The organism is Microbacterium sp. A8/3-1 (assembly GCF_040267695.1).
Classification (GTDB): domain Bacteria; phylum Actinomycetota; class Actinomycetes; order Actinomycetales; family Microbacteriaceae; genus Microbacterium; species Microbacterium luteolum.
Window position 1 is genome coordinate 3,026,059 of record NZ_CP158357.1, and the last position, 26,538, is coordinate 3,052,596.

Here is a 26,538-nt window from a genome sequence, read left to right on the forward strand (position 1 = left end):
CCGTCGCGCGCGCGGAGCCCAGACCTCGATCACCGTGCGTCCTCGATCAACGCCACGGGGTACGTCGCCAGCAGTTCCGCGAGGCGTACCGGCCCCGCGGCGATCCGTCGTCCGGTGAGCACGTCCGTTCCAGGGACGTCGGCGCGCATCAGGACGGTGTCGCCCCAACCGCCGCGTCGGGCCAGCCCGACCGGGAGGCGTGTCGCCACCGCGGTCACCCCTCCGCGATGGACGGCGATGCCGTGTCGTGCCGCCTCGCCCTCGACCACCGCGGAGCGATGGACACGGAAGAGCTCGGGGTTGTCGCGGCGCAGACGCAGCGCGCGCGACGTGACGAGCAGCTTCGCCCGGCCCGAGTCGTCGACGGGCGGAACGATGCCGCGCGCCGCGTCGGCGTCCAGCTCGGTCAGCAGGCGGGCCCGCTCGGCGAAGTCGACCGGGCGGCGGTTGTCCGGGTCGACGAGCGACAGATCCCACAGCTCGCTGCCTTGGTAGACGTCGGGGACTCCGGGGCCGGTGAGCTGCAGCAGCTTGGCCGAGAGCGAGTTCGAGCGTCCGGCATCCGCGATCTCGGCGACGAAGCGGTCGAGTATCGGGCGCGCGTCACCCTCGATGGATCGGGCGGTCGCGGCCAGGCCCTCCTCGAACACGGCATCCGGATGCTGCCACGCGGTCGACTCGGATGCTTCGCGGGCGGCCTTCGTCGCGTACGCCAGCAACCGTTCCGACGACAGCGGCCACGCGCCGACCGCGGCCTGCCAGATCAGGGCGTCGAGCGGGCCGTGCCCTGTGCCGGCGACCGCGCGAAGCTCGTCGAGCACCTCGGCCCAGCGCTCGGGGATCTCGGACAGCACCGTGAGCCGGGCCCGCACATCCTCCGATCGCTTGGTGTCGTGCGTCGAGAGCGTCGTCATCGAATGCGGCCATGCCGCCAGGCGCGCCGCCTGCGCCTCGTGGAAGTCGTCGACGGACAGCGCGGCGATCGACGGATCAGCACCGACCTCGGTCAGCGTCCCCAGACGCGTGAACCGGTAGAAGGCCGTGTCCTCCACGCCCTTCGCCATGACCGCCCCGCTCGTCTGCTGGAAGCGCTGCGCGACCTCGAGCGCCGGATCCGCGAGCAGCGGCTCCAGCTCGTCGAAAGCCTCGGCAAGGTCCGGGCGCCGCCGCCGGGCCTCCGTGAAGGCGTGCAGCAGGTGCGCGATGCCCTCGGGCAGGTACGAGCGGTAGACCGGGAAGCAGGCGAGCAGCTCGGCGAGGGCATCCTCCGCGCGCACGACCCCGTGCGGAAGGGTGCGCACGAGTCGATGGACCTCCGACGCGAGTAGCTCGTCGGCGATCATGCGCTTGGTGGTGTGGATGAGGTCCGGCCACGGCTGCGCCTCGGGCAGCCCGGTCTCCGCGCGGAGGCGTGCGTCGAGCCGGTCCAGTTCCTCGACGCCCGCGGGATCGACGAGGACACGGTCGAGCTCCGCGAGCGCGTCGTACCCCGTGGTCCCGTCGGTGCGCCACCAGGACGGCAGCGGCTCGCCGGGCTCGAGGATCTTCTCCACCAGCGTGTATGCCCCGCCCGTGGCATCCGCCAGCTGCTCGAGGTAGCCGCCGGGGTCGACCAGCCCGTCCGGGTGATCCACGCGGATGCCGTCGGCGAGCCCGTCGCGCACCCACCGCGCGATCTCGCGGTGCGACTCCGCGAAGACGTCGGGGAGTTCGACGCGGATGCCGGCGAGCTCGACCACCGCGAAGAAGCGGCGGTAGTTGAGCGCAGTGTTCTGGTCTTCCCAGAACCGCAGCTCGTAGTGCTGGGCGGCGAGGAGTGCGGGGAGGTCGTCGGCGTGCTCGCCCGATCCTGGCGCCAGCGGCAGCACGTGGTCGAAGTACGCGAGGGTGCCGTCGGGGGCGTCCTCGGCGGGGGAGGCGTCGATCACGAGCTCGCCGTTCGCGATGACCTCCTCGGGCGCCGAGCCGAGGATCGGCACGAGCAGCCTGCCGCCGCCAGCCGGCCAGTCGATGTCGAATGCGACCGCGTGGCGCGATGCGCGCCCGAGCCGCAGCACATCCCACCACCAGGGGTTCAGCCTCGGCACCGCGACGCCGACGTGGTTCGGGACGATGTCGACCAGGATGCTGAGCCCCGCCGCGCGTGCGGTGGCCGCGAACCGTTCGAGCCCTTCGGCCCCGCCGCGATCCGGGTCGACGCGGGAGTGATCGACCACGTCGTATCCGTGGTTCGACCCCGGCACCGCAGCCAGCAGGGGAGACAGGTAGGCCCAGTCCGCCCCGAGATCCGCGAGGTACGCCGTGACGGCGGCCGCATCGTCGAGCGGGAACCGATCGCTGATCTGCAGCCGATACGTCGAGAGGGGCCGTCGGGTCATGAGGTCGCCTGCTCCGCTCTCGGCGCGGGTGCCACGCCGTCCGCCTGATCGTTCTGCATCCGAAGCGACGCATCCACCGAGTCGTCGGTGGAGGGTTCGGGCCCGTCGACCTCCTGCAGCACGAGGAGGGCCTTCGCCTCGATCGTCAGCTGCGTGCCGGCGGCGTGATCCGATCCGTCGGCCATCTCGCCCGCGGTGTCGACGGCCACGTGCCAGTGCTCGCCGTGGCGCTCATCCGGGAGCACGATGTCGACGGGCTCGTCGCCGCTGTTGAAGTACACGATGAAGTTGACGTCGGTGACCGCCCGGCCGCGCAGATCCTTCTCGCGGATGCCCTGGCCGTTGAGGAACATGCCCACCAGGAGCCCGAAGCCGGAATCCCAGTCCGCCGGCGCCATCGGGCTGCCGTCGGGGCGGAGCCAGACGACGTCGGCGATGCGCTCGTCGTCGAGTTCCACGGGACGGCCGTTGAAGAACCGGCTGCGCCGGAACGTCGGATGCCGGCGGCGGAGCCGGGCGACGGCCGCCGTGAACTCGACGAGAGGCAGATCGGCGGAGTCCCAGTCGATCCAGGTCGTCTCGTTGTCCTGGGCGTAGCCGTTGTTGTTGCCGCGCTGGGTGCGTCCGAGCTCGTCGCCGTGAGAGATCATCGGCACGCCCTGGGACAGCAGCAGCGTGGCGAGGAAGTTGCGCTGCTGACGGGCGCGCCGACGGTTCACGGCCTCGTCGTCGGTCGGTCCCTCGACGCCCATGTTGTCGGAGCGGTTGTGGCTCTCGCCGTCGTTGTTGTCCTCGCCGTTCGCCTCGTTGTGCTTCTCGCTGTACGAGACGAGGTCGCGCAGCGTGAAGCCGTCGTGCGCGGTGACGAAGTTGATCGACGCTACCGGACGCCGGCCCGAGTGCTCGTAGAGGTCGGCCGATCCGGTCAGACGCGACGCGAACTCGCCGAGGGCCTGCGGCTCGCCCCGCCAGAAGTCGCGGACCGTGTCGCGGTACTTGCCGTTCCACTCGGTCCACTGCGGCGGGAAGTTGCCGACCTGGTAGCCGCCCGGGCCGACATCCCACGGCTCCGCGATGAGCTTCACCTGCGAGACCACCGGATCCTGCTGCACGAGCTCGAAGAACGTCGACAGGCGGTCGACGTCGTAGAACTCCCGCGCCAACGTCGAGGCCAGGTCGAAGCGGAAACCGTCGACGTGCATCTCGGTCACCCAGTAGCGGAGCGAGTCCATCAGGAGCTGCAGCGCGTGCGGGCTGCCGGCGTTCAGGCTGTTCCCCGTGCCGGTGTAGTCCGTGTAGTAGCGCTTGTCCTTCTCGAGGCGGTAGTAGGCCTCGTTGTCGATGCCGCGCATCGAGAGGGTGGGTCCCAGGTGGTTGCCCTCGGCCGTGTGGTTGTAGACGACGTCGAGGATGACCTCGATCCCGGCGGCATGCAGGGCGCGGACCATGGCGCGGAACTCCTGCACCTGCTGGCCGTGCTCGCCGCTGGACGAGTACCCGCTGTGCGGCGCGAAGAAGCCGAGCGTGTTGTAGCCCCAGTAGTTCGACAGCCCCTTGTCCTCGAGCACGGAATCGTCGACGAACTGGTGCACCGGCATCAGCTCGAGCGCGGTCACGCCGAGGCGGGTGAGGTGCTCGATGACGGCGGGGTGCGCGATGCCGGCGTACGTGCCGCGCAGCTCTTCCGGGACGTCGGGGTGGCGGACGGTGAGTCCCTTGACGTGCGCCTCGTAGATGACGGTCTGGGCATAGGGAGTCTTCGGCAGGCGGTCACCGGCCCATTCGAAGAACGGGTTGATGACGACGCCCTTCACCATGGATGCCGCGGAGTCGTCGTCGTTCCGGGAATCGGGCTCGCCGAAGTCGTAGCCGAAGGGGGCCTGTCCCCATTCGATACGGCCGGAGACGGCCTTGGCGTACGGGTCGAGGAGGAGCTTGTTCGGGTTGAAGCGCTTGCCCTCTTCGGGGGCGAAGGGACCGTGCACGCGGTAGCCGTAGAGCTGCCCCGGCTGCACCGAGGGGAGGTAGCCGTGCCACACGAAGGCGTCCACCTCGGTGAGCGTCACGCGCTCCTCGCCGCCGTCGTCATCGAAGAGGCAGAGCTCCACCTTCTCCGCGCCCTCGCTGAACAGCGCGAAGTTCGTTCCCTGCCCGTCGAAGGTCGCTCCGAGGGGGTATGCCGATCCAGGCCAGATCTCGTGACTCATGGGGCGAGCTTAGGCCGCCGCGACGTGGCGGCCCGCTCTGCGACGATCTGCACCGCGCGGTCGAAGTCGAGAACCTGCGCGATCTCCTCGGCCAGGGCATACGGGTGCCCCAGGTAGCAGACGAAGACGGGGGAGACGACCTCGACATAGCCGATGGGGCCGTCCTGGCTCACGACGTAGCGGTCGAAGTCGAAGAGCTCGGCTCTCGGCTTGGCCGGATGCTGCGGCTCGGACGACACGTCCGGCTCCTGCGCGGTGCGCACTTCGGAGCCAGAGGGGGCGGGGGTTCTGACGGACATGAGACCTCCTGACTCGGGGATGATCCTCACGGTAGAAGGGGTCGGCGAATCCGGGAACGGCATTGCCAGGGCGGCGGGAAACCGCTACAGACTGACCGATATACCGGTTTCGCCCACGGCATCCGACTCCTACACTGAGGAAAACGCACCATCTTCGACGATCGGAGAACGCTGTGTCTGCACCGTGGCAGGTTTCGCGCGAAGCCCTCCCGCACGCATCGCGGCTGCTCATCGAGCGTGCCCACGAGGAGATGCTGGCGGGCAACCTCGACGATCGGCGCCTGCAGGAGGTGCGTCCCCTCGTGCGGGACTCGTGGGAGAGGTCGTGGCGGGGGAGGGTGGGGTCGGAAGGCGCGCCGCCCCTCGACCTCCACACCGAGGAGCTCGAGGACTACCGGCTCGCGCACCCGCTCGCCTCGGCGATGGACATGATCCGCGCCCTGCTGCTGCCCGACACCGAAGAGGACTCCGGCGTCATCATCGCCGTCGGCGACAAGGCGGGTCGGCTGCTCTGGATCGAGGGGGACCGTCAGCTGCGCTCGCTCACCGACGACATGGGCTTCGTGGCCGGCGCGAACTGGTCGGAGGATGCCGTCGGCACGAGCGCCCCCGGAACCGCGCTCGCGCTCGGGCAGTCGGTGCAGATCCGCGGCGCTGAGCACTACAACCGCCTCGTGCACCCGTGGTCGTGCACGGCCGCTCCGGTGCGCGACCCGGAGACGCAGCGCGTGCTCGGTGTGATCGACATCACGGGCGGTCCCGAGGTCGTGTCCCCGCAGGCGAGGCTGCTCGTCGACGCCACCGCGCGGGCCGTCGAATCGGAGCTGATGGTCACGCGCCTCCGGGAGCGCAGCGAGGCACCGCGCCAGCGTCCGGCGCCGGTCAAGGCCCGGCCGCTGAAGACCGCCCGGGCGACGCTCCATGTGCTCGGCAGGGATCGCGCACGACTGGAGACCGAGTCCGAGCACGACGAGTCGATGATCGAGCTCAGCGCGCGGCACGCGGCCATCCTGCTGATGCTCGCCGTGCACCGGCAGGGTCTCTCCGCCGAGCGGCTGTGCGAGCTCGTCTACGGGCCGGGCGTCTCTCCCGACACCCTGCGACCCGAGATGGTGCGCCTGCGCAAGGTGCTCGAGCGGACGGCACCGGACCTCGTGCCGGAGTCGCGGCCGTACCGCCTGCCGGTGGCGCTCGAGACGGATGCGCACGACGTGCTCTCGCTGCTCGACCGCGGCGCGCACAGGGTGGCCCTCACCGCGTATCGCGGGCCCGTGCTGCCCGAGTCGACGTCGCCGGGCGTGGAGGAGTTCCGCGAATCCGTGCGCGGGGCGCTCCGCGAGGTCATGCTCTCAGAGGCCAGCCTCGACGTGCTGCTGGCCTACGCCGAGATCCCCGAGGGACAGGGTGACGCCGAGGCGCTGCGGCTCGCGCTCGAGATGCTTCCCGCGCGCTCGCCGAAGCGCGCCGCGCTGGTCGCCCGGATCGAGCGCCTCGACCGCAGCTAGCGTCGGCGACCGGGATCACTCCTGATCGAGCACGTCGCGGAGCTTGACGGCGAAGGCCTCGGGCTGACCGGCGTAGCCGAACTCGCCGCCCAGGAAGCCGCCGTGGTGGCTGGGGAACACCGTCGCCTCCTGGCCGAGCTGCTCCGCCAGGGCGAGCGCCGTCCGGCCGGTGTAGACGTTCTTCGACTCCTCACCCACCGCGATGACGATCCGCGTCGGCGACGCCTTCAGCGCCTCGAGATCCGGCTCGTACAGGCACACGGCCCAGGACCGCTCCGACAGCAGCGGATCCTCCCTGGTGCCGTCGTCCTCGGTCGGCATCCCGAACGCCGCCGGATCCGGTACCGGCTGGGCGAAGTACTCGTCCGTGACCTCGCCCTCCCAGGCGGTCATCGCGATGAACGCCGCCATCCCGGCGCCCCAGCCCTTGTCCTGATACACCTGCGTGTACGCCGCGCGTGCTCGCTGGACGGCTTCGGCGTCGGGCAGCACGCTGTCGATCGGCGGCTCGTGGGCGACCAGGGTGGCCACGTCGTGCGGGTACGCGGTGACCAGCGCGAGGGCCGTCACCGCCCCACCGCTGCTCGCGAACAGGTCGACGGGGCCGGCGCCGAGCGCCTCGATGAGCGCGTGGAGGTCCTCCGCCTGGGTCTCGGGCTCGTTCGTCACCCCGCCGTCCTTGCGGACGCTCCGGCCGAGACCACGAGGATCGTAGGTGATCACCGTCCGGTCGTCGAACAGCCGCACCTGGTCGCGGAAGCCGCTCGCGTCCATCGGCTGGCCGATCATCAGCAGCGGGGGATGGGCATCCGCCGTCGGCAGGGGCCCGTGCACGTCGTAGACCAGGTCGACATCCGGGAGCTCGAGCGTGTGCTGCGTCATTGAGGGCCTCCTCCATCGCGGGCGATCTCCCAGGATGCTATGACGCCGGGGCCGTGTGCGCCAGCACCATCGGTCCGGGGGCGATGCAACCCCCTGCAACGTTGCGCACTCGGGTGCAACCTCGCGCGACCTACCGTCGTGACAACAGCCGCCGCACCGAAGCGCGGCCCGTCGAAGGAGTCACGATGACCATCGTCGAAGAAGACGTGTCCACCGCCTACGCGGCCCCGGGACGACCGGGCGCCCTCGCGAACTACCGTGCCCGCTACGGCCACTACATCGGCGGCGAGTTCGTCGATCCCGTCAAGGGGCAGTACTTCGAGAACGTCAGTCCGGTCAACGGCAAGCCGTTCACCGAGGTCGGCCGCGGCACGAGCGAGGACATCGACCGGGCGGTCGACGTCGCGTGGAAGGCGTTCGCGGGCTGGGGCAAGACGAGCCCGGCCGAGCGCTCGGTGATCCTGAACCGGATCGCCGACCGCATCGAGCAGCACCTCGAGGAGATCGCCGTCGCCGAGACCTGGGAGAACGGCAAGCCGGTGCGCGAGACCCTCGCCGCCGACATCCCTCTCGCGGTCGACCACTTCCGCTACTTCGCCGGCGTCCTGCGCGCTCAGGAGGGCGGCATCAGCCAGCTCGACGAGAACACCGTGGCCTATCACTTCCATGAGCCGCTCGGCGTGGTCGGCCAGATCATCCCCTGGAACTTCCCGATCCTCATGGCCGTGTGGAAGCTCGCACCCGCGCTCGCCGCAGGCAACTGCGTCGTGATCAAGCCGGCCGAGCAGACCCCGGCATCCCTCCTCTTCCTGTTCGACATCATCGGCGACCTGCTTCCGGCCGGCGTCGTGAACATCGTCAACGGGTTCGGGATCGAGGCCGGCGCCCCGCTCGCGCAGCACAAGCGCATCCGCAAGGTCGCCTTCACCGGTGAGACCACCACCGGTCGCCTGATCATGCAGTACGCCTCGCAGAACCTCATCCCGGTGACGCTCGAGCTCGGAGGCAAGAGCCCGAACGTGTTCTTCGAGGACGTCGCGCGCTCGACCGCCGACCCCTACTACGACAAGGCGCTCGAGGGTTTCACGATGTTCGCGCTGAACCAGGGCGAGGTCTGCACCTGCCCGTCGCGGGCGCTCATCCAACGCTCGATCTACGACGGCTTCCTCGCCGACGGTCTGGAGCGGGTGAAGAAGGTCGTCCAGGGCAACCCGCTCGACCCGGCGACGATGATCGGCGCGCAGGCGTCGAACGACCAGCTGGAGAAGATCCTCAGCTACATCGACATCGGAAAGCAGGGCGGCGCCCGGCTGCTCACGGGCGGCGGACGGGTCGACCTCGGCGGCGACCTCAGCGAGGGCTACTACGTCGAGCCGACCGTGTTCGAGGGCACGAACGACATGCGCATCTTCCAGGAGGAGATCTTCGGACCCGTGCTGTCGGTCACTTCGTTCGATGACTTCGACGACGCGATCTCGATCGCCAACGACACGCTGTACGGCCTCGGTGCCGGTGTGTGGAGCCGCAGCGGCGACACGGCGTACCGTGCCGGTCGCGCGATCGAAGCGGGTCGCGTCTGGACGAACACCTACCACCAGTACCCCGCGCACGCCGCGTTCGGCGGATACAAGCAGTCGGGTGTGGGGCGCGAGAACCACAAGATGATGCTCGACCACTACCAGCAGACGAAGAACCTCCTCGTCTCGTACGCGGAAGGCCCGATGGGCTTCTTCTGAGCTCGATCCGATGGGGTGCTGAGCCTGTCGAAGCGTCGCCGATCGTTCGGCCCTTCGACAGGCTCAGGGACCCAGAGGTGGGTGCGACGAGCAAGACGTGAAAGGCACGGACATGGTGAAGATCGGCACGTACCAGCGAGTGGACGTGACGGATGCCGCGGCATCCCTCGCGCGCGACCTCACGGCGCAGCACGGCCCGCTGATGTTCCACCAGTCCGGCGGATGCTGCGACGGCTCATCGCCCATGTGCTATCCCGTCGGCATGTTCATCACGGGACCGGGCGACGTCCTCCTCGGTGCCCTCGACATGGGGCTCGAGGCACCGGTCGAGGTCTTCATGTCGGAGTCGCAGTTCGAGTACTGGAAGTTCACGCACCTGACCATCGACGTCGTCCCCGGACGGGGAGCCGGCTTCAGCGTCGAGGGGCCGACGGGCATGCGCTTCCTCATCCGATCGCGGATGCTGAACGACGCGGAGCTGGAGTACTTCGGCCTTCGCAGCGACACGTGAGTTCGATCTCCTGTGAGCAGGAACGCCGTGCGTGATCCGCAGACCGCATGCGGACGCATGGACGCAACCCGTTGCAACGTCGGCCGGTATACCATTCACGTATGCGCCGAGCAGCGTCAGTCCCCAGCTGACCGCGGGCGCGGACGGCGTCAGCCGTCATGCGGAGGGAGAGTCGATCTTCTTTCGATCCCGAGGGGGGATGGGGTGGGAGTTCGGTCCCCAGCCGACACCCACCCCCACACTCCCCCTCCGCCTCTGACTCTCAGTTCAGCCGGCTCCAGAACCAGAAGAGCGCGAAGCCGATGAGGAACACGATCGGCAGCCACCTGGTGCTCCGCTTCAGCCGGCGGCCCTGCGGTGCGACGCCCGGCGGCGGCGTGAGCAGGCCGACCGGTGGAGCGAACGGCAGCTGCGCGTTCATCGCGGGGGCGGGGACGGATGCCGTCGCGACGGCATCCGCGTTCTCGGCGAGCAGCCGCTCGTCACGCCACCGCGCCCACTGGTCGAACTTCGTCAGCAGCGCACCGACCGCACCGAACAGCCACGCCCAGGTCGCGGGGTCGAGCGTCGACACCTTGCGCTGCGTGTAGAGGAACAGCCAGTCGTCGACGATCTCGACGTCGAGCTGGGCGGCGTTGTCGATGAACCGCGCCATGATGTCGGGCGTGAACAGATAGAGAGCGTCGCGCTCGTATCCCGCGGGGCAGTACAGCGTGAAGTACCGGTCGAAGTCGCCCTCGAGCGAGAGGCGCTGCTCCTTCTCGAACGACGCAGGCAGGTTCGATCCGAAGCTGTTGTTGCCGTTCGCGTCGAGCACGATGTTCGGGAGCGGCACGTCGAGCTTCACCGCCACGTACCCCCAGCGGTAGGTCGTCGAGTTCTTCCCCGACTGCACCGTGTACTGGTAGTTGCCGAACTCGACGAACCGCGGGCGGGTGCCGCGGACGAGGTCGGTCGACTGGCGGGAGCGGCCGAGGCTGAAGATCATGCCGGGCAGCGGCGGGTCGGCGATCCTCGCCTCGTACGACATGCCGTTCGCCTGGGCGAAGCGGCTCAGCCGGTAGCGCGTGGCCTGGGCGTTCCGCACGCCGAGCCAGATCATCAGGACGACCGCGACCAGGACCAGGCCGATGAGCACCAGGGGGATCACCGCGATCCCGGGCGAGCCGCTCGCCGACGCCAGGCTGAGGAACACCGTCACGATGATCGGCAGCACCACGATGCCGGCGACCGACGCGGCCACGATGCCGATGATCGTCGATGTCGAGGCGCTGGTCGACTGCCGTGCTCGCAGCTCGGAGGTGAACGCCCGGACGGCCGCGGAGTCGACCGGGTCGGTGAGCGGCCGGGCGTCGAACGTGATCGGGGGCTGCGGCGCGGTCATCGGTTCACCTGGTCGGCGTCCCAGGTCAGGTCGGTGCCCTCCGGGATCTGCATCGCCTCGAGACGGTCGTCGGCGCAGATCTCGTGGATCAGGGCGTCTGGACCCGCCACGATCGTGGAGTCGAAGTCGATCTCGGACACCATCACCCACGAGCGATCCTCCGGCCAGAGGAGGCTGGGGCTCAGGGCCGCAGGCGGGAAGCCGTGCTCCTCCGCGGGCCGGTCCCGCCACGGCACCTGCAGCACCCATCCGGGGTCGGCGAAGGTGCGCGGCGGCGCGGAGAACAGCACGTGGTCGCGGTCGGGCAGCGAGAGACGCGGTCCCTCGGAGATCTCCCGCGAGAGGATGCCGTCCTGCCAGGTGGGCTTGCGGAAGACGTTGTTGAACGGATCGTGCGTGCTCCGGTTCAGCATCGCCTGGTGGTTCGGATCGTCGGTGAAGGTGAGGAACGCCCGCGACGGCGCCTCCCCGAAGAAGCCGAGCAGGCCGCCGTAGCCCTCCCAGACCGCCGCGAATCCGGCATCCGGAGTGCTCGTGTGCGCGACGAGGTGCCCCGCGATCGCCGAGAGCATCCCGGCGCCGAGCTCGCCCTCGACGGGCGCGCTGAACTCGCGCCCGTCGGGGGAGATGCGGGTACGCCAGTCCTCGTCGTCGGGGGTGCGGACGATCCGTCGCCACTGCGCGAAGGGATGCATCGTCGTTCCGAACGCCGCGGCGGTCTCGGCCCACGTCGCGGGCTCATCGACGAACTGCTCGCGGAGGCGCTGCTGCTCCGCCTCGGGCATGCTCTCCCACTCGGCGGGCGCCGGCACGGGGCGATCCGGCAGCGATCGCACGATCGCCGGGTGGAAGACCCGCGCATACGCGGGGAAGCCATGCGGGACGACTCCGTGCATCGTCGCGTGGGCGTCGTCCAGGCGCTCGCGAAGCCACGCTCCGACGCTCGTGTCTGCGATCCACTCCATGCGACCACGCTACCGGCGTTACGGTAAGAGGCGTGCTGCTGACAGTCCACGGTCTCGGGGGAGATCCCGCATGGTGAATCAGGTTCAGGTCGCTCCAAGCGAGCGGGTCTTCCGCCGGCATCCGATGCGCATCCTCCTCGGCGCGGTCCTGCTCGCGGCGGCGCTGTCGGCCGCGGCGCTCTTCCTCCTTCCGCGGTTCCTGCCGCGGACGATGAACATCTCGACCAGGGGGACCGTCGTTCTCGTCGTGGCGATCGCTCTGACCGTGGCGGTCTTCGTCGGGGCGTTCTGGTTCCGGAACATCCGCGTCGTCGTGCGTCCGGACACCGTCGAGATCGGTCGAGCGGGAAGCCGCGAGTCGTTCCCGCGGGCGACGACCGTCTTCCGGTCGAAGGTCACCGAGCACCGCACGAACGGATTGCCCAGCGGCACCACGCGCGCACTCGTCGTGTTCAGCGGCGACCGCGAGATCACGATCGAGCTGCCCGGCTTCACGAGAGCGACGTTCAGCGAGCTCATGGCCGAGCTCAACCCGATCGCGCCGCCTCCCGTCGCAGACCCGGTCGAGGCCGCGCGAGCGCGGGCCCATCTGCCCACGACGTTCACGATCGACGCTGCCGGGGAGCGCCGACTGGCCTCGCGGCTCACGATCGGCGCGGTCGTGTTCTTCGCCGTCGCGCTCGGCTTCGGGCTCCTCGCCGCCGTGCCCGGCTTCCTCGAGGGCGAGTTCTCGGCGCTCGTGCTGATCGTGCCGATGGCGGCCGTCGCAGCGATCGGCTTCGCGATCGGCGCGGTGCAGCGCCGTCGCGTCGTGCGCGCGATCCCGGCGCACGTGACGGTGAGTCCGCACGGCATCCGTCTCGACGATGTCGATCAGCCGTACGCGCAGCTCACCCGCATCTGGATGACGCCGCCCGCGTATCCCGTCCGACGGATCCGCTTCGAACGCGCAGGCGCCGCGCGCACCACGCACCTGCTCGCATCGTCGCGCGTCGGGATCACACCCGACTACGCCGACCTCCTCGTCGCGGTGCGGGCGCAGACCGCGCACCTCCCCGGCCTCCTCTCGCTGGACCTCGAATGATGGCGAAGGCAGAACGGGGACTCGCGCCCGCGTATCCGATCCGCACCGAGCGGCTGCTGCTGCGACCGATCGCGCCAGGCGACGCGCCGGCCATGCACGTGTACAAGTCGGATCCGGATGCCGTGCGCTGCGTGCCGTACGCACCGCTGTCGCTCGCCGAGGTCGAAGAGCGCATCGACACCACCTGGTCGCGCACCCGTTTCGACGAACCGGGTGGCGGGATCTGCCTGGCCGTCGAGGACCGGGAGACCGGGACCCTGCTCGGCGATGTCGTGCTGTTCTGGCACAGCGAGAGGGATCGCGCGGGAGAGGTCGGCTACATCTTCGACCCGGCGTTCGCCGGACGGGGATACGCCACCGAGGCGGTCGGCGCGCTGCTCGAGCTGGGGTTCGACGGACTGGGGCTGCATCGCATCGCGGCGCGGATCGACGACCGGAACACGTCATCGGCGGGCGTCGTCGAGCGGCTCGGGTTCCGACGCGAGGCCCGGCTCGTCGAGAGCGAGTGGTTCAAGGACGAATGGACCACGATGCTGGTGTACGCGCTGCTCGAGGACGAGTGGCGGGGGAGGACCGGCGCGGCCTCGGCCTGACGGCATCCCCCATAATCGAGGGGTGACTGCCACTGCGACGCTCCCTTCCCTCGACGGCCGCCGATTCCGGATGGTGTCGTCGACGACCTCGACCGTCGACCCCGATGCGCCGAGCGTGTTCGAGTACTTCGAGCGCGACGGAGCGATCTGGGGCGGGTACGAGGGCGACACGGTCACGTTCGGCAAGTTCGTCGGCACCCGCACGGGCGACACGATCTGGGTGTCCTTCGTGCATGTTCTCGTCGCGGACGGCAGCGTTGTGACGGGCGACGGCGAGAGCGAGCTGGAACTCACCGACGACGGACGCATCCGCCTGGTCGAGCACTACGAGATGCACGGGCTCCCGCAGCTCAGCGTGGTCGAGGAGATCCCCGCCTGACCCGTTTCGTCTCGCTGGCGCTCGCTCAACGACCGGTCGTTGAGCGAGGGAGCGTCAGCGAGCGAGACGAAACGCCTCAGCGCGGCGGGAGGGTGTCGCGGCCGGGTGAGGCCGGGGTCCAGCGCGTCATGCCGAGGGGCGCGCTGACGCTGCTACGCTCCGGCAGGTCGGCGGGAAGCAGATAGGGGCGCCGGATCACCTCGTCGAGCACGACGACGCTGACGACCGTCCGCACTTCGGGCAGCTGCGCGATCACCCCGGTGGAGAACTCGTGCACACCGCTGACGTCGACGGCCCGGATCAGCAGCATCGCGTCGTGCTCGCCCGTCGTGATGGCGCACCACTCCACGTCGGGCATCTCGAGCACGCGGTCGCGGAACGACGCCCATGCCTGCGGGAGCACCGTGACGAACACGAGGGCGCCGATCGAGAGCCCGGCCTTGGCCTGATCGACTCTGGCGCTGAAGCCCGTGATGACCCCGTCGTGCACGAGCGACTCGACCCGCGTGTAGGCATTCGCCCTCGAGATGCCCACCTTGTCGGCGAGTGCGGCGATCGAGACGCGACCGTTATCACGGAGCACATCGAGGATTCTGTACGCGGTCTCGTCCAATGGGGCGGCACTTCGTCCAGAATGCTTCGACCGTTCCGCATCCTTGCTGGACATATTGCTCCTCACGCACGACGTTCTGGACAGAGCGTGTCAATGTGACGCACCCTTGCTGGACACATCGTCGCATATGATGCGAATCTGATCACCGGTCGTCCACATCTGGGTCGGCCACACCCGAATGTACTCCTCGCCTCTGGAGGCTCTCATGTCGTCACGTCGCAGCACGTCAGTCATCGCGATCGGAGCCGTCGCGCTCCTCGCGCTCGCCGGTTGCTCCGGAGGCAACTCCGCCAACAACGGCGACCAGTCCTCGGGCTCGGATTCGCTCGTCATCGACACCGCTTTCTCGATCGAGACGGCCGACCCGGGTCACACCTACGACCCGACCGGCAACATGATCGCGAAGGCCCTGTACGAGACCCTCGTCGACTTCGAGGGCTCCGACGTCTCGACCCCCGTTCCCGGTCTCGCCTCGTGGGAGCAGAACGAGGCCGCGACCGAGTTCACCTTCACGCTCGAGGGCGACCGCGTCTTCTCCGACGGTTCGCCGATCGAGGCGAAGGACGTCGTCTTCACGCTGCAGCGCATCCAGGGCATGACCGAGGCCAAGCCGAACTTCCTGCTCGGCGGCCTGACGATCGCCGAGGTTGACGACAAGACGATCTCGTTCGTCTCCGAGACCCCGCTCCTGCAGCTGCCGGCGATCCTCGCGAACCCGGCGCTCGGCATCGTCAACTCCGACGTCGTGATCGAGAACGGCGGCACGACCGACGGCGCCGACACGGCGCAGGGCTTCCTCGACGGCGAGTCCGCCGGATCCGGTCCGTTCGTGCTCGACACCCTCGACCTCAGCTCGCAGGTCGTGCTGACGAAGAACGACGAGTACAACGGCGACGAGGAGTCCGCATACAAGCGCGTCGTCGTGCGCAACGTCTCGGAGAGCGCCACGCAGCTCGCCAACCTCAAGGGCGGCGACTCGATGGTCGCGATGGACCTGAACGGCGACCAGGTCGCCGGTCTCGGCGACGACCTCACGGTCGAGTCCGTTCCGTCCGGCCAGACGATCTTCCTGCTGCTCAACCAGTCGGATGCCGTCGCCGGCGAGCTCGCGAACGTGAAGATCGCCGAGGCGATCCGGTACTCGCTCGACTACGACGCCCTGCTCGAGCTGGCGGGTGCCGGCGCGGTCCAGGCGACCGGCGTCATCCCGCCCGGGTTCGAGGGCGCCCTCGACTCCGGTGTGAAGCCGGATCCGGAGAAGGCCAAGGCGGCACTCGCCGAGGCCGGCTACACGGGTCAGACCCTGAAGCTGCAGTTCCCGAACGACTACCCGGTCGGCGGCGTGGAGTTCACCCCGCTCGCTGAGCGCATCCAGGCGCAGCTCGAAGAGGCCGGCATCACGGTCGAACTCGCTCCCGCACCGTTCGCCACTGAGCTCGACGCCTACGTCAACGGCACCGAGGGCTTCGGTCTCTGGTTCTGGGGTCCGGACTACGCGGACTCCGCGAACTTCCTCCCCTTCGCCCCGGGCCTGAAGGTCGGCCTGCGCGCCGGCTGGTCCGCCGACGCCAACCCGGAGATCGCCGGGATCGCCGCTGGTGCAGCCAGCGCGACGGATGAGGCCGTGCGTGCCGACGCTTTCACCTCGTTCGCCGAGGCCATGCAGGCCGAGGGCCCGTTCGTGCCGCTGATCGTCCCTGGCCGCAACATCGCGACCGCGGGCGATGTGGCCGGTGCCGTGTACAACTCCGTCTGGGAGATGGACATCGCCGAGATCGCCCCGGCCGGCTGAGCGGAATCCCCATGACGACGGTGGCGGTGCAGAGGCAGGCGCAGCGGCGCAGATCGCCTCTGGTCGGGTACCTGCTGCGGCGGGCCGGAACCTCCCTGCTCCTGTTGGTGGGCGTGACGATCGTCACGTTCGCGCTCACCAACCTGGTGCCGGGAGATCCGGTCTCGGCGGCCCTCGGTGAGGGGGCGTCGCAGAACCCCGCGACCCGTGAGGCGTTCATCCGCGCGAACGGCCTCGACCAGCCCCTGTTCGTGCAGTACTTCATCTATATGGGGAACCTGTTCCGCGGGGACCTCGGCACGTCGCTGGTGACCGGTCGTCCGGTCACCAGCGACCTCGCCACCGCGGTGCCCGCGACGATCGAGATCGCGATCGGCGCGATCATCCTCAGCCTCGCGGTCAGCATCGTGCTCGGCACTCTCGCCGCCTACCGCCGCGGCCTCGTCACCGATCAGGTCATCCGCGTCGTGACGCTGATCGGCCTGAGCGTTCCGACCTTCTGGCTGGCGCTCGTCAGCTTCTACGTGTTCTTCCTGGAGCTGCGCATCGCGCCGGGGTCCGGGCGCATCTCGCCCTCGATCACCCCGCCGCCGCGGATCACGGGCCTCTACACGGTCGACTACCTGCTGAACGGCGACGGCGTCGGCTTCTTCGACGCGCTCGCGCACCTGGCCCTTCCGGTGCTGGTGCTGTCGCTCGTGACGATCGGCCTGCTGACCCGCTTCATCCGCACCTCGGTGCTCGAGGTGCTGGGCAGCGACTACGTGCGCGCGGCGCGGGCCAAGGGGCTTCCGGCCATGCGCGTCATCCTGGACTACGTGCTCCGCGGCGCCTCGCTGCCGATCCTCACGATCGTCGGTGTCGCCTTCGGCTCGCTGCTCTCCGGCACCGTGCTCGTCGAGTCGGTGTTCGCCTGGCCGGGCCTCGGCACCTACGCCTACAACTCGGCCGCCAACCTCGACCTCCCCGGCATCATGGGCGTCGGTCTCGTGGTCGGCGTCATCTACCTCCTCATCAACTTCGTCGTCGACCTGCTCTACGGCGTCCTCGACCCGAGAGTGAGGATCGCATGAGCCGCATCGCCGCAGCCACCCCGGCCGGACGCTTCCGCTTCCGCTGGCCGCGCGCCTGGCGCACGCCGCTCGGCATCATCGGCACGGTCATCGCCGGCGCCTGGATCATCGTCGCGTTCACGGCGCAGTGGTGGGTGCCCTTCGGTCCCAACGCCCAGGTGCTCCCACGACTGCAGCCGCCGGGCGTCGACACCCTCCTCGGCACCGACGGCAACGGCCGCGACATCTTCTCCCGCCTGATGACGGGTGCGACGGTGAGCCTGCCGCTCGCCCTCATGCTCGTGATCGCGGCCATGATCATCGGCACCGTGATCGGCGCGCTCGCCGGATACTTCGGCGGATGGCTCGACGAGACCCTCATGCGCATCACCGACCTGTTCATGGCGTTCCCGACCGTCATCCTCGCGATGGTGGTCGCGGCATCGCTCGGCCCGTCGCTGTTCAACGCGGTGATCGCGGCGATCGTCGTGTCATGGCCGCAGTACTCCCGCGTCACGCGCAGCATCGTGCTGAGCCTGCGCGGTCAGAACTACGTGATCGCCGGTCGCCTTCTCGGCCACTCGCCGCTGCGCACCCTGTTCGTCGACATCCTGCCGAACATCGCCGGCCCCGTCCTGGTGCTCGCGACGCTCGACATCGGCGCGGCGATCCTCCTTCTCTCCGGACTCTCCTTCCTCGGTCTCGGCGCCCAGCCGCCGACCGCCGAATGGGGTTCGATGATCTCCGGGGCGATGCAGAACTTCGACGCCTGGTGGCTCGGCGTCTTCCCGGGCCTCGCGATCCTCACGGTCGTGCTGGCGTTCAACTTCCTCGGAGACGCCATGCGCGACGTGCTCGACCCGACGGCCGAGGTCGTGCACGAGAAGCAGGGCGAGCACAAGGCCTCTGCGGGGGTGACCGCGTGAACGCCCGCACCGTCGAGCCCCGCACCGTCGAGGCGCGGAACGCGACGCTCAGCATCCGCGATCTCACGATCGACATCGGTCGCCCGCTCGTGCGCGGCGTCTCGCTCGAACTGCTTCCCGGTCGCATCCACGGTCTCGCCGGCGAATCGGGATCGGGCAAGACGCTGACCTCGCTCGCCGTGCTCGGGCTCCTGCCGCGACAGGCCCGCACCGGCGGATCGATCTCGCTGGCGGGAGAGGAGCTCATCGGCCTCGGCCGCCGCGCCCTCAACCGGGTGCGCGGCAAGCGGATCGCGATGATCTTCCAGGACCCCTCCGCGTCGCTGCACCCGCAGCTGCCGGTCGGTCGCCAGCTCACGGACCACATGCGCGTGCACCTCGGCCTCAAGGGGGCGGCAGCACGTGCACGGGCGATCGAGCTGCTCCAGACCGTGCAGGTGCCGAATCCTGCGGAGGCGCTCAAGCGGTACCCGCACCAGTTCTCCGGCGGCCAGCGCCAGCGCATCGCGATCGCCTGCGCCCTGGCGTGCGACCCCGAGGTGCTGCTGGCGGACGAGCCGACCACCGCGCTCGACGTCACCGTGCAGGCCGGCATCCTGCAGCTGCTGCGCGACCTCGCGATCGAGCGGAATCTCGCGGTGCTGCTGGTCACCCACGACCTCGGGGTGATGAGCGCGATCGCCGACGAGGTCGCCGTGATGAAGGACGGACTGATCGTCGAGCGGGCCGACCGCGAGACGCTGTTCCGCGATCCGCAGCACGAGTACACGCGGACGCTGCTCGCGGCTCTTCCCGGCTCGAAGATCGCAGGTGCTGCGCCGGCGGACGCCGCGGACGAGGGGGATGCAGATGAGTGAGATCGCCGTCCTCGACGCGCAGGACGTGGTCGTGCGCTACCCGGGCAACCCGCCCGTGATCGCCGTGAACGGAGTGTCGTTGCGCGTCGCCCCCGGGGAGACCGTGGCGCTCGTCGGCGAATCCGGCAGCGGCAAGTCGAGCCTCGCCCGTGCCGTCGTCGGCATCGAGAAGACCGCGGCCGGCACGGTGCTCTTCCGCGACGCGCCCGTGTCGCCGCTCGGCATCCGTCGTCGCTCGAAGGCGCTGACCGGCATCCAGATGGTGTTCCAGGACCCCTCGACCTCGCTGAACCCGCGGCGCCGCGTCGGCGACCAGATCGCCGACGGCATCGCGACCGCTCGCGCTCGTGGCGCCGAGGGATCGACCGTGGCCGAGTGGCTCGAGCGCGTCGGCCTTCCCGCGCAGGTGGCATCCCGGTTCCCGCATCAGTTCTCCGGCGGGCAGAAGCAGCGCATCGCGATCGCCCGTGCCCTCGCCGCGCGCCCCTCGCTGCTCGTCGCCGACGAGCCGATCTCCGCGCTCGACGCCTCGACGCAGACGAGTGTGGCTGGCCTCATGCGCGACCTGGTGGCAGAGGCGGGTGCGGGGATGCTGTTCATCTCGCACGACCTCGCCGTGGTGCGGCGCATCGCGGACCGCACGTTCGTGATGTTCGCCGGTCGGGTGCTGGAGTCGGGGCCGACCGATCAGGTGTGGTCGGCGCCGCAGCATCCGTACACCCGCGCGCTGCTCGCCGCGATCCCGGAGCCCGACGGCGCCGGACGCATCCCGGCAGCACCCTCGGTCGACGATCGCGCCGTCTGGGCCGAGGTCCCGCCCGTCCTGAACTGACGCCGGACGGCGCGTCGGTCCGATTCTGCGCGGGGCGGCACGCCACATCAGGCGATCGCGTCAAATCAGGCCGACATCTTGAGAATCGGCCTGATTCCGCGCGTCTGCCTGATTCCGCGCGCCTTCCGGCGGCGTGCCGCCCTCGCCTCGCCGGCGGCCTAGGCTGTCGGCGCGTGAACCCGATCGCGCGGGCCGAGGAATATCTAACGTGACTACTGATAGCGAGATCGTCCGGCGATCGAGACACGAGGCGGCCGCGTTCGGCGAGCTGTTCGAGAGGCACGCCCGCGCGGTGGCGGGCTTCGCCTCTCGACGGGTCGGAGCGGACGTCGCGGAAGACGTGTTGAGCGAGACGTTCCTCGTGGCGTTCCGCCGGCGCGCGAGCTTCGATCTCCGCGTCGATTCCGCACGCCCGTGGCTGCTCGGCATCGCGACCCGGGTCATCCACCGACACCGCGCGAGCGAAGCCAAGCAGTTGCGAAGCCTGCTCGCGCAGCAACCGGAGCGAGCGCTCCCCGACGACTCCGACGGCCTGTCGGATCGTCTCGACGCGAGTGCGTCGCTCCGGGAACTGGCTCCTCGGGTCGCGGCACTGGCGAAGAAGGACCGCGACACGCTCTTCCTCTTCGCGTGGGGGGATCTGAGCTATGAGGAGACGGCGCAGGCTCTCGGTGTGCCGGTGGGAACCGTGAAGTCACGCTTGAACCGCGTTCGCCGGCTGCTCGCGCCGGCCAACGCGGGTCACAAGACATCAACCAACGCATTGCAGTCATCGGAGGTCGAATATGGACATCTTGGATAGCGTTCGCGAACTCGGAGTGGAAGACCCCTCCGCCGGCATCGTCGGTGCGCGGAACTCGCTTCATCGGGCGATGGCCGGCGAGGGGCGACGGCGACGTCGCCGCGGTCTCGGAATCGCATTCGGCACGGCAGGTGGTGTCGTCGGCGTCTCCGCGGTGGCCGCGGTCGTGGCGGGCACGTTCACCGTCGGCGCTGTCGTCGCGCCGCCGGCCTCGGCTGCCGAGACGATCGTCCTGAGTGCCGCCGCACAGCTCCAGGCGTCCGAGATACCGGCCGGCAAGTACCTGAAGACGACCGAGACGTTCGAACAGGTCATGGGATTCCACGGGCCGACGGAGGCAGAACCCTTCTCCTATGTGCTGCAGGACGCGACCGGTGTTCTGACGACGAGGTGGATCACGTCGACGTTCCTCTCATCCGACGCCGAGGTCCCGCCGATCCTGGAGACGAGCGAGTACCAGCCGGTCGAGGCGAACGGCGACGTGCAGGCTGTCGAGGACGCGTGGAACTCCTACTACGGCTCGACCTATGGGCACTGGGATGACGTCATCGAATCTCCCCGCCCGCCGGTGGTGTTCCAGATGGATGGTGTCGCGCACGCGCGTCTGTGGAGCAAGGATCTTGAGGAGACGCGGCCGATCGACGATCCCGACGACTCTCGAATCGACGACTGGGGCGCGTTCGCGACCGAGCCGCAGGAGTTCCTCGACGACGTCCTGGCCGAGTTCCCCGCCGGGACGACGAAGGATCAGGCCATCGCCGTGGTCTTCGAGAGCCTGGTCACCGGCGACATCGCCACCGCTTCGGCTGCCTACCGCGCGGTGCTCCTCGGCGTGATCGCACTCGCGGACGGCCTGCACATCGAGTCGGTCGAGGGAACCGTCACCACTGTTCGCCTCGATGACGATCGGGCGATGCGTCGACTCGTCTTCGACACGGAGACCGATCAGCTGCTGGAGGTCTCTCAGCATCTGACCGAGGCGTACGACGCCGGCCAGGACGCGCCGGTCGGCACGAGCCCGCTCGTCGAGGACGGCGCACCGACGACCATCCGCCGCTTCACGCACGAGATCGTCGACGCCCCGCCGGCGATCAACAGCGAAGGCTGACGGCTGCGCCGTGTCCGGTCCGCGCGACGGGCCGGGCACGGGTGCGCTGCCCCATCGCGTGCCCGGAGACGACGGCGGGCCGAGGCATCAGCCCCGGCCCGCCGTGTTCTTCAGCTCTGGATCAGAGCGGTGCGACGATGTCCTGCTTGACGTCCCACTCGGTGACCTCGAAGACGGACTCCAGGGGCTGACCGTTCATGTCGGCCGTGCTGGTCATTGCGAGAGGAACGTAGTCCGCGGTGACCTCGTAGACGGTCTCCATGGCGATCCCCTCCTGCTCGATGGTTCCGCTGAGCAGGAAGACCTTCTGGCCGAGACGCGTGCCGGTGCCGGTGACGGTGTAGTCACCCGTCAGCGCCGTGGCCATCGCGGTGGGGTCCATGGCCGTAGCCGATGCGGCGCCGGTGCTGAGGCCGGCGATGATCGGGTCGGTGGAGTTCGGGTCGGCGACCTGCCACTCGCTCGTCGCCGTCTTGACCCAGCTCTCGTCGCCGATCTTGATCACCGATCCCATGGGGGTCGTGAGCTCGACGGCTTCGTCAGCCGGGCTGTGCCGCGTGGTCGTCGTCATGTCCATGATCGACATCGACGCGGCGTATCCGGCCGTGTCCTCAGCCGCGACGCTGACGCATCCACCGAGCGTGGCGCCGTCGATCGTCGCGCCTTCCTTCAGCTCGGGGCAGTCGGAGGCCGGGGCTTCGGCTTCCTGCGATGCGCCGGCGCTGGGCTTCGCGTCGGCGGGCTTGTCGGAGCCTCCGGCCGCGCAGCCGGTGAGCAGGACCGAGGCGGCGAGAATCACGCCGACCCCAAATTTGTTGACGCGCATGGCGTCCCCCTTCGGTCGTATGCCCCGATGACGGTCATCGAGGCACGGCTTCCAGCATGCCAAATTTTTCGAGCCGACCCGCACACCGCGGTCGGGCACAGCTCCCCATGGCGGTCATGTGGATGCAAGAGGGTGAGCCGGGTCGATAAGCTTAGCCAACCCTTACTTCGACGAACAGGTTCGCCATGTCCTCCCCACGCTCGAAGGCCCTCACCGCCTTCCTCGCCCTGGCCGTCGCCGCGGCGGCCCTCACCGCCTGCGCGCCCGCCACCGAGAACGGCGAGGGTGCAGCGCCCGCCGCCGACGACGGCGCATTCCCCGTCACGGTCGAGCACGCCTACGGCGAGACCGAGATCTCCGAGCAGCCGCAGCGGGTCGTCACTGTCGGCTACACGGAGCAGGACACGCTCTGGGCGCTGGGCATCGAGCCCGTCGGCGTCACCGAGTGGTACGGCGGCTACGACTTCGCTTCGTGGCCGTGGGCGGACGAGGCCCGCGGCGACTCCGAGCCCGAGGTGCTCGGCACCAGCGACGGCCTCGACTTCGAGGCGATCGCCCTGCTCGACCCCGACCTGATCATCGGCACCAACGCGGGGATGACGGAGGAGGACTTCGACCGTCTGTCCGACATCGCGCCGACCATCGCCCACTCGGGCGACTACTCGATGTACTTCGAGCCGTGGGACGTGCAGACGCTGCAGATCGGCAAGGCCGTCGGCCGCACGGAAGACGCCCAGAAGCTCGTCGACGACATCGACGCGCAGTTCGCCGAAGCCGCCGAAGCGCACCCCGAGTTCGCGGGCGCATCCGTCGTGTTCCTGCAGAACGCGATCTACGACGGCGCGGCGATCGCCTATCAGGACGGGCTCAGCACCGACTTCCTCACCGACCTCGGCTTCTCGATCCCCTCGGAGATCGACGCGTACGCGCCGGAGGACGAGTCCGGCGGCCAGGCGTACATCCCGGTGGAGAACCTCGACGTGCTGAACGCGGCCGACGTACTCATCTGGGGCACCGAGTCCGACGACGACATCACCGCTCTCGAGGGCGAGCCCTTCGTCGCGGCCATCGAGGCGATGAAGCGCGGTTCCGTGGTCTACACCGACGGCGTGACGGCCGGTGCGATCTACTTCACCTCGCCGCTGAGCCTCCCGTACGTGATCGACGCCCTCGTCCCGGCGCTCGCAGACGCCATCGCGGGGAACGGTCCCGCGCGCACCGCGGAGTGACCTCCCTCGCACGCACACGACGCGATCCGTCCCGGTCATCCGCCGGGCGGATCGCGCTCGTCGTCGTGCTCGCCGCCGTCGCGCTCGTCGTGGCAGCCGGCATCGGCCTCACCGTCGGCACGAAGCTCGTCGGCATCGACACCGTGATCGACGCGATCGCGCGCTTCGACGGCAGCGACCTGCAGCTCGTGGTGCGCGAGTCGCGCATCCCGCGCACGGTGTTCGGCCTCCTCGTCGGCCTCGCCCTCGGGGCAGCGGGCGCCGTGATGCAGGGCCTCACCCGCAACGCGCTCGCCGATCCCGGCATCCTCGGCGTCAACGCCGGCGCCTCGGTGGCGGTGGCCGTCGCGGTCGCGGCCCTCGGGATCCACGACTTCCCGGCCCTCATGGCCGCAGCGCTCGCCGGAGCCCTCGTCGCCACGATCGGGGTCGTGCTGCTGGGATCCGCAGGCGGCGGCAGCCCGGTGACGCTCGTGCTGTCGGGTGTCGCCCTCGCGGCCGTGCTCGGCGGCCTGACCACGGCGCTCGTGCTCCTCAACCCGCACGCCTTCCTGCAGATGCGCAGCTGGGAATCGGGTGCGCTCGCGGGGCGCGACCTGTCGATCCTCACAGTCGCCGGTCCGACGATCGCCGTGGGCCTGGTGCTCGCCTTCGCGATCACGCGGAGCCTCGACGTGCTCGCCCTCGGCGACGACACGGCCGCGGCGCTCGGGGTGCGGATCGGCTCGCTGCGCACCGGCGCGGTGGCATCCGTCACACTGCTGGCCGGAACCGCGACCGCCGTGGCCGGCCCCGTCGCCTTCCTCGGACTCGCCGCACCCCACATCGCCCGTGGGATCGTCGGCTCCTCGCAGAAGGCGATCGTGCCGCTCGCGGCCGTGATCGGCGCCATCGTCGTGGTGCTCGGCGACGTCGTCGGCAGGATCGTCATCGCGCCGCAGGAGGTGCCGGTGGGCATCGTCATGGCCTTCGTCGCCGCACCGTTCCTGATCTGGATCGGCCGCCGCCGGAATCCGGTGCAGCTGTGAGCGCCGCGCCGCGGTCCGGCATCCGTCGCCTGCGTCGCCCGCTCGATCGCCGAGCGCGCTGGGCGATGGGGATCCTGGTGGTCGCCGTGCTGGCCGCGTTCCTCGCGAGCCTGTCGATCGGGGACCGCCTGATCTCGCCGATCCGCGTCGTCGAGGCGCTGTTCGAGACACAGGGCGGTGTGCGCATGGTCGTCGTCGACTGGCGGCTGCCGCGTGCCCTCGCCGCCCTCTTCTTCGGCGCCGCGCTCGCCCTGTCGGGCACGGTGTTCCAGACGATCACCCGCAACCCGCTGGGCAGCCCCGACGTGATCGGGCTCACCACCGGCGCCTACACCGGCGCCCTGATCGTCATGACGACCGGCGGCTCGTCCGGCGTCGCCGTGTCGATCGCCGCGATCCTCGGCGGCTTCGCGACGGCGGCACTGGTCGCCGCCCTCGTCGCCGGCAGAGGCGCCCTCGGCTACCGCATCGTCATCGTCGGCATCGGAGTGAGCGCGGTGCTCGCCGCCGTGAACGCCTGGATGCTGCTGCGCGCCAGGCTCGAGGTCGCTGTCTCGGCCGCCATCTGGGGTGCGGGATCGCTCAACGGCGTCGGATGGCAGCAGGTGCTCCTCCCGATCGTGATCGTCTCGGTGCTGATCGTGCTCCTCGCCCTGTCGCGACGCGGCCTCTGGCTGATCGAGCTGGGCGATGACATCGGCACGAGTCTCGGCGGACGGATCAACCTGACGAAGGCGGGACTGGTCGCCATCGCCGTCGGTCTCTGCGCCGTCGTCACGGCCGCGATCGGACCCATCGCCTTCGTCGCGCTCGCCGCACCGCACCTGGCGAAGCTCATCGTGAAGAACGGTCCGCTCCATCTCGTGGCCACTTCGCTCACGGGTGCCGTGCTGCTGTCGGCGGCCGACATCATCGGGCAGAACGCCATCCCCGGACATGCGCTCCCGGTCGGCGTCGTCACGCTCGTTCTCGGCGGCGTGTATCTGATCTTCCTGGTGGTGCGCACGGCCCGACAGCGCTTCTGAGGTCGCTCGGTTCTCCCACCCCGTGACCCGCGTTCGCGGCCTGCGCGGAACTCCGCTAGACTGACGAGGTTGTCTGCCTTCTGGCGGACACGTTCACACACCCTCCTGCTTCCGCGAGATACGCGGAAGCCGTTCTAGTCCGAAGGAGGTGGGTAAGTGACGCACCAGTACGAACTCATGGTCATTCTGACCCCCGAGATCGACGAGCGCCAGGTCGCACCTACGCTCGACAAGTTCCTGAAGGTCATCACCAACGATGGTGGCTCGATCGACAAGGTCGACATCTGGGGTAAGCGCCGTCTGGCCTACGAGATCCAGAAGAAGAACGAGGGCATCTACGCCGTCGTCAACTTCACCGCTACCAGCGAGGCCACGCAGGAGCTCGACCGTCAGCTGAAGCTGAACGAGCAGATCATGCGCACCAAGGTCCTCCGTTCGGAAGAGGCTCAGGCGATGGTCGCATTCGAGGCCAAGCGCACCGAAGAGAAGGCTGCCCGCAAGGCCGCCAAGGCTGCGAAGGCCTAA

At 69.5% G+C, this 26,538-nt stretch carries 25 protein-coding genes; 17 read left to right on the plus strand and 8 right to left on the minus strand.

The genetic code is table 11. The annotated features are described in order from the left end of the window. Positions 1 to 29: 29 nt before the first annotated feature. The 3 genes from treY to ABS642_RS14815 are packed head-to-tail and all read right to left on the minus strand — an operon-like array spanning position 30 to position 4,884. Positions 30 to 2,378, minus strand: a complete 2,349-nt coding sequence (treY, locus tag ABS642_RS14805; protein ID WP_350350687.1) for a malto-oligosyltrehalose synthase — start codon at positions 2,376 to 2,378, stop codon at positions 30 to 32. Next, on the minus strand, positions 2,375 to 4,585 hold the full coding sequence (glgX, locus tag ABS642_RS14810; protein ID WP_350350688.1) for a glycogen debranching protein GlgX: 2,211 nt from the start codon (positions 4,583 to 4,585) through the stop codon (positions 2,375 to 2,377). The genes treY and glgX overlap by 4 nt, the downstream gene beginning before the upstream one ends. Further along, on the minus strand, positions 4,582 to 4,884 hold the full coding sequence (locus ABS642_RS14815) for a hypothetical protein (RefSeq protein WP_282215351.1): 303 nt from the start codon (positions 4,882 to 4,884) through the stop codon (positions 4,582 to 4,584). The genes glgX and ABS642_RS14815 overlap by 4 nt, the downstream gene beginning before the upstream one ends. A 173-nt stretch (positions 4,885 to 5,057) precedes the next feature. Here ABS642_RS14815 and ABS642_RS14820 point away from each other — a divergent pair, with 173 nt between their 5' ends. Next, positions 5,058 to 6,389 (plus strand): GAF domain-containing protein, encoded by a 1,332-nt coding sequence (locus tag ABS642_RS14820; protein ID WP_350350689.1) that lies wholly within the window; start codon positions 5,058 to 5,060, stop codon positions 6,387 to 6,389. Positions 6,390 to 6,404: 15 nt separating this feature from the next. On the opposite strand, the gene ABS642_RS14825 is transcribed toward ABS642_RS14820, so the two are convergent. Continuing rightward, positions 6,405 to 7,271, minus strand: a complete 867-nt coding sequence (locus ABS642_RS14825; RefSeq protein ID WP_350350690.1) for an alpha/beta hydrolase — start codon at positions 7,269 to 7,271, stop codon at positions 6,405 to 6,407. Positions 7,272 to 7,456: 185 nt separating this feature from the next. Here ABS642_RS14825 and ABS642_RS14830 point away from each other — a divergent pair, with 185 nt between their 5' ends. Then, positions 7,457 to 9,007 carry an aldehyde dehydrogenase family protein gene (locus tag ABS642_RS14830; protein ID WP_282215354.1) on the plus strand — a complete coding sequence of 517 codons (1,551 nt, stop codon included), beginning with the start codon at positions 7,457 to 7,459 and terminating at the stop codon, positions 9,005 to 9,007. Between the two features lie 112 nt (positions 9,008 to 9,119). Then, positions 9,120 to 9,518 (plus strand): DUF779 domain-containing protein, encoded by a 399-nt coding sequence (locus ABS642_RS14835; protein WP_350353445.1) that lies wholly within the window; start codon positions 9,120 to 9,122, stop codon positions 9,516 to 9,518. A gap of 262 nt (positions 9,519 to 9,780) precedes the next feature. Here the strand turns inward: ABS642_RS14835 and ABS642_RS14840 are convergent, their stop codons facing one another. After that, positions 9,781 to 10,902 carry a hypothetical protein gene (locus ABS642_RS14840; RefSeq protein WP_350350691.1) on the minus strand — a complete coding sequence of 374 codons (1,122 nt, stop codon included), beginning with the start codon at positions 10,900 to 10,902 and terminating at the stop codon, positions 9,781 to 9,783. After that, positions 10,899 to 11,867, minus strand: a complete 969-nt coding sequence (locus ABS642_RS14845) for a hypothetical protein (RefSeq protein ID WP_350350692.1) — start codon at positions 11,865 to 11,867, stop codon at positions 10,899 to 10,901. Before ABS642_RS14845 ends, ABS642_RS14840 begins: the two co-directional genes overlap by 4 nt. Before the next feature lie 70 nt (positions 11,868 to 11,937). On the opposite strand from ABS642_RS14845, the gene ABS642_RS14850 reads away from it, so the two are divergent. From ABS642_RS14850 to ABS642_RS14860, 3 genes are read left to right on the plus strand one after another with little or no spacing between them, the layout of a single operon-like run. Further along, a complete protein-coding gene (locus ABS642_RS14850) occupies positions 11,938 to 12,951 on the plus strand; it encodes a hypothetical protein (protein ID WP_350350693.1) in 1,014 nt (337 codons plus the stop codon). After that, positions 12,951 to 13,544, plus strand: coding sequence for a GNAT family N-acetyltransferase (locus ABS642_RS14855; protein WP_350350694.1), 594 nt, complete (start codon positions 12,951 to 12,953; stop codon positions 13,542 to 13,544). The genes ABS642_RS14850 and ABS642_RS14855 overlap by 1 nt, the downstream gene beginning before the upstream one ends. 22 nt (positions 13,545 to 13,566) lie before the next feature. Next, positions 13,567 to 13,923, plus strand: coding sequence for a hypothetical protein (locus tag ABS642_RS14860; protein WP_282215359.1), 357 nt, complete (start codon positions 13,567 to 13,569; stop codon positions 13,921 to 13,923). A gap of 76 nt (positions 13,924 to 13,999) precedes the next feature. Here the strand turns inward: ABS642_RS14860 and ABS642_RS14865 are convergent, their stop codons facing one another. Continuing rightward, positions 14,000 to 14,506 carry an Lrp/AsnC ligand binding domain-containing protein gene (locus ABS642_RS14865; protein WP_350350695.1) on the minus strand — a complete coding sequence of 169 codons (507 nt, stop codon included), beginning with the start codon at positions 14,504 to 14,506 and terminating at the stop codon, positions 14,000 to 14,002. A gap of 235 nt (positions 14,507 to 14,741) precedes the next feature. Here ABS642_RS14865 and ABS642_RS14870 point away from each other — a divergent pair, with 235 nt between their 5' ends. The 7 genes from ABS642_RS14870 (at position 14,742) to ABS642_RS14900 (ending at position 21,905) form a co-directional block, all read left to right on the plus strand. Next, entirely contained in the window at positions 14,742 to 16,328 is a 1,587-nt protein-coding gene (locus ABS642_RS14870; RefSeq protein WP_350350696.1) for an ABC transporter substrate-binding protein, read from the plus strand. Positions 16,329 to 16,339: 11 nt separating this feature from the next. Further along, positions 16,340 to 17,401 carry an ABC transporter permease gene (locus tag ABS642_RS14875; RefSeq protein WP_282215362.1) on the plus strand — a complete coding sequence of 354 codons (1,062 nt, stop codon included), beginning with the start codon at positions 16,340 to 16,342 and terminating at the stop codon, positions 17,399 to 17,401. Continuing rightward, positions 17,398 to 18,306, plus strand: a complete 909-nt coding sequence (locus ABS642_RS14880; RefSeq protein WP_350350697.1) for an ABC transporter permease — start codon at positions 17,398 to 17,400, stop codon at positions 18,304 to 18,306. The genes ABS642_RS14875 and ABS642_RS14880 overlap by 4 nt, the downstream gene beginning before the upstream one ends. Further along, on the plus strand, positions 18,303 to 19,163 hold the full coding sequence (locus ABS642_RS14885) for an ABC transporter ATP-binding protein (RefSeq protein ID WP_350350698.1): 861 nt from the start codon (positions 18,303 to 18,305) through the stop codon (positions 19,161 to 19,163). The genes ABS642_RS14880 and ABS642_RS14885 overlap by 4 nt, the downstream gene beginning before the upstream one ends. Further along, positions 19,156 to 19,995 carry an ATP-binding cassette domain-containing protein gene (locus ABS642_RS14890; RefSeq protein WP_350350699.1) on the plus strand — a complete coding sequence of 280 codons (840 nt, stop codon included), beginning with the start codon at positions 19,156 to 19,158 and terminating at the stop codon, positions 19,993 to 19,995. Before ABS642_RS14885 ends, ABS642_RS14890 begins: the two co-directional genes overlap by 8 nt. Before the next feature lie 208 nt (positions 19,996 to 20,203). Next, the gene (locus ABS642_RS14895; protein ID WP_282215366.1) at positions 20,204 to 20,797 is read left to right on the plus strand and encodes an RNA polymerase sigma factor; all 594 of its coding nucleotides are present in this window, start codon (positions 20,204 to 20,206) and stop codon (positions 20,795 to 20,797) included. Next, positions 20,781 to 21,905: a hypothetical protein gene (locus ABS642_RS14900; RefSeq protein ID WP_350350700.1), complete on the plus strand. Its 1,125-nt coding sequence runs from the start codon at positions 20,781 to 20,783 to the stop codon at positions 21,903 to 21,905. Before ABS642_RS14895 ends, ABS642_RS14900 begins: the two co-directional genes overlap by 17 nt. A 121-nt stretch (positions 21,906 to 22,026) precedes the next feature. On the opposite strand, the gene ABS642_RS14905 is transcribed toward ABS642_RS14900, so the two are convergent. Beyond that, positions 22,027 to 22,731, minus strand: a complete 705-nt coding sequence (locus tag ABS642_RS14905) for a hypothetical protein (protein WP_350350701.1) — start codon at positions 22,729 to 22,731, stop codon at positions 22,027 to 22,029. A gap of 185 nt (positions 22,732 to 22,916) precedes the next feature. Here ABS642_RS14905 and ABS642_RS14910 point away from each other — a divergent pair, with 185 nt between their 5' ends. From ABS642_RS14910 to rpsF, 4 genes are all read left to right on the plus strand, one after another. Further along, entirely contained in the window at positions 22,917 to 23,960 is a 1,044-nt protein-coding gene (locus ABS642_RS14910; protein ID WP_350350702.1) for an iron-siderophore ABC transporter substrate-binding protein, read from the plus strand. Continuing rightward, a complete protein-coding gene (locus ABS642_RS14915; protein WP_350350703.1) occupies positions 23,957 to 24,988 on the plus strand; it encodes an iron chelate uptake ABC transporter family permease subunit in 1,032 nt (343 codons plus the stop codon). The genes ABS642_RS14910 and ABS642_RS14915 overlap by 4 nt, the downstream gene beginning before the upstream one ends. Further along, the gene (locus ABS642_RS14920; protein WP_350350704.1) at positions 24,985 to 26,013 is read left to right on the plus strand and encodes an iron chelate uptake ABC transporter family permease subunit; all 1,029 of its coding nucleotides are present in this window, start codon (positions 24,985 to 24,987) and stop codon (positions 26,011 to 26,013) included. Before ABS642_RS14915 ends, ABS642_RS14920 begins: the two co-directional genes overlap by 4 nt. A 156-nt stretch (positions 26,014 to 26,169) precedes the next feature. Then, positions 26,170 to 26,538, plus strand: coding sequence for a 30S ribosomal protein S6 (gene rpsF, locus ABS642_RS14925; RefSeq protein ID WP_042541520.1), 369 nt, complete (start codon positions 26,170 to 26,172; stop codon positions 26,536 to 26,538).

Excerpts from the sequence above, each read along its gene's own strand:
- ABS642_RS14825 (WP_350350690.1), bottom strand. The coding sequence starts at position 7,271 with ATGACGCAGCACACGCTCGAGCTCCCGGATGTCGACCTGGTCTACGAC.
- ABS642_RS14830 (WP_282215354.1), top strand. The coding sequence starts at position 7,457 with ATGACCATCGTCGAAGAAGACGTGTCCACCGCCTACGCGGCCCCGGGA.
- ABS642_RS14890 (WP_350350699.1), top strand. The coding sequence starts at position 19,156 with ATGAGTGAGATCGCCGTCCTCGACGCGCAGGACGTGGTCGTGCGCTAC.
- ABS642_RS14880 (WP_350350697.1), top strand. The coding sequence starts at position 17,398 with ATGAGCCGCATCGCCGCAGCCACCCCGGCCGGACGCTTCCGCTTCCGC.
- ABS642_RS14845 (WP_350350692.1), bottom strand. The coding sequence starts at position 11,867 with ATGGAGTGGATCGCAGACACGAGCGTCGGAGCGTGGCTTCGCGAGCGC.
- treY (WP_350350687.1), bottom strand. The coding sequence starts at position 2,378 with ATGACCCGACGGCCCCTCTCGACGTATCGGCTGCAGATCAGCGATCGG.
- ABS642_RS14900 (WP_350350700.1), top strand. The coding sequence starts at position 20,781 with ATGGACATCTTGGATAGCGTTCGCGAACTCGGAGTGGAAGACCCCTCC.
- ABS642_RS14850 (WP_350350693.1), top strand. The coding sequence starts at position 11,938 with ATGGTGAATCAGGTTCAGGTCGCTCCAAGCGAGCGGGTCTTCCGCCGG.
- ABS642_RS14840 (WP_350350691.1), bottom strand. The coding sequence starts at position 10,902 with ATGACCGCGCCGCAGCCCCCGATCACGTTCGACGCCCGGCCGCTCACC.
- ABS642_RS14910 (WP_350350702.1), top strand. The coding sequence starts at position 22,917 with ATGTCCTCCCCACGCTCGAAGGCCCTCACCGCCTTCCTCGCCCTGGCC.
- glgX (WP_350350688.1), bottom strand. The coding sequence starts at position 4,585 with ATGAGTCACGAGATCTGGCCTGGATCGGCATACCCCCTCGGAGCGACC.
- ABS642_RS14835 (WP_350353445.1), top strand. The coding sequence starts at position 9,120 with ATGGTGAAGATCGGCACGTACCAGCGAGTGGACGTGACGGATGCCGCG.
- ABS642_RS14855 (WP_350350694.1), top strand. The coding sequence starts at position 12,951 with ATGGCGAAGGCAGAACGGGGACTCGCGCCCGCGTATCCGATCCGCACC.
- ABS642_RS14905 (WP_350350701.1), bottom strand. The coding sequence starts at position 22,731 with ATGCGCGTCAACAAATTTGGGGTCGGCGTGATTCTCGCCGCCTCGGTC.
- ABS642_RS14875 (WP_282215362.1), top strand. The coding sequence starts at position 16,340 with ATGACGACGGTGGCGGTGCAGAGGCAGGCGCAGCGGCGCAGATCGCCT.
- ABS642_RS14870 (WP_350350696.1), top strand. The coding sequence starts at position 14,742 with ATGTCGTCACGTCGCAGCACGTCAGTCATCGCGATCGGAGCCGTCGCG.
- ABS642_RS14815 (WP_282215351.1), bottom strand. The coding sequence starts at position 4,884 with ATGTCCGTCAGAACCCCCGCCCCCTCTGGCTCCGAAGTGCGCACCGCG.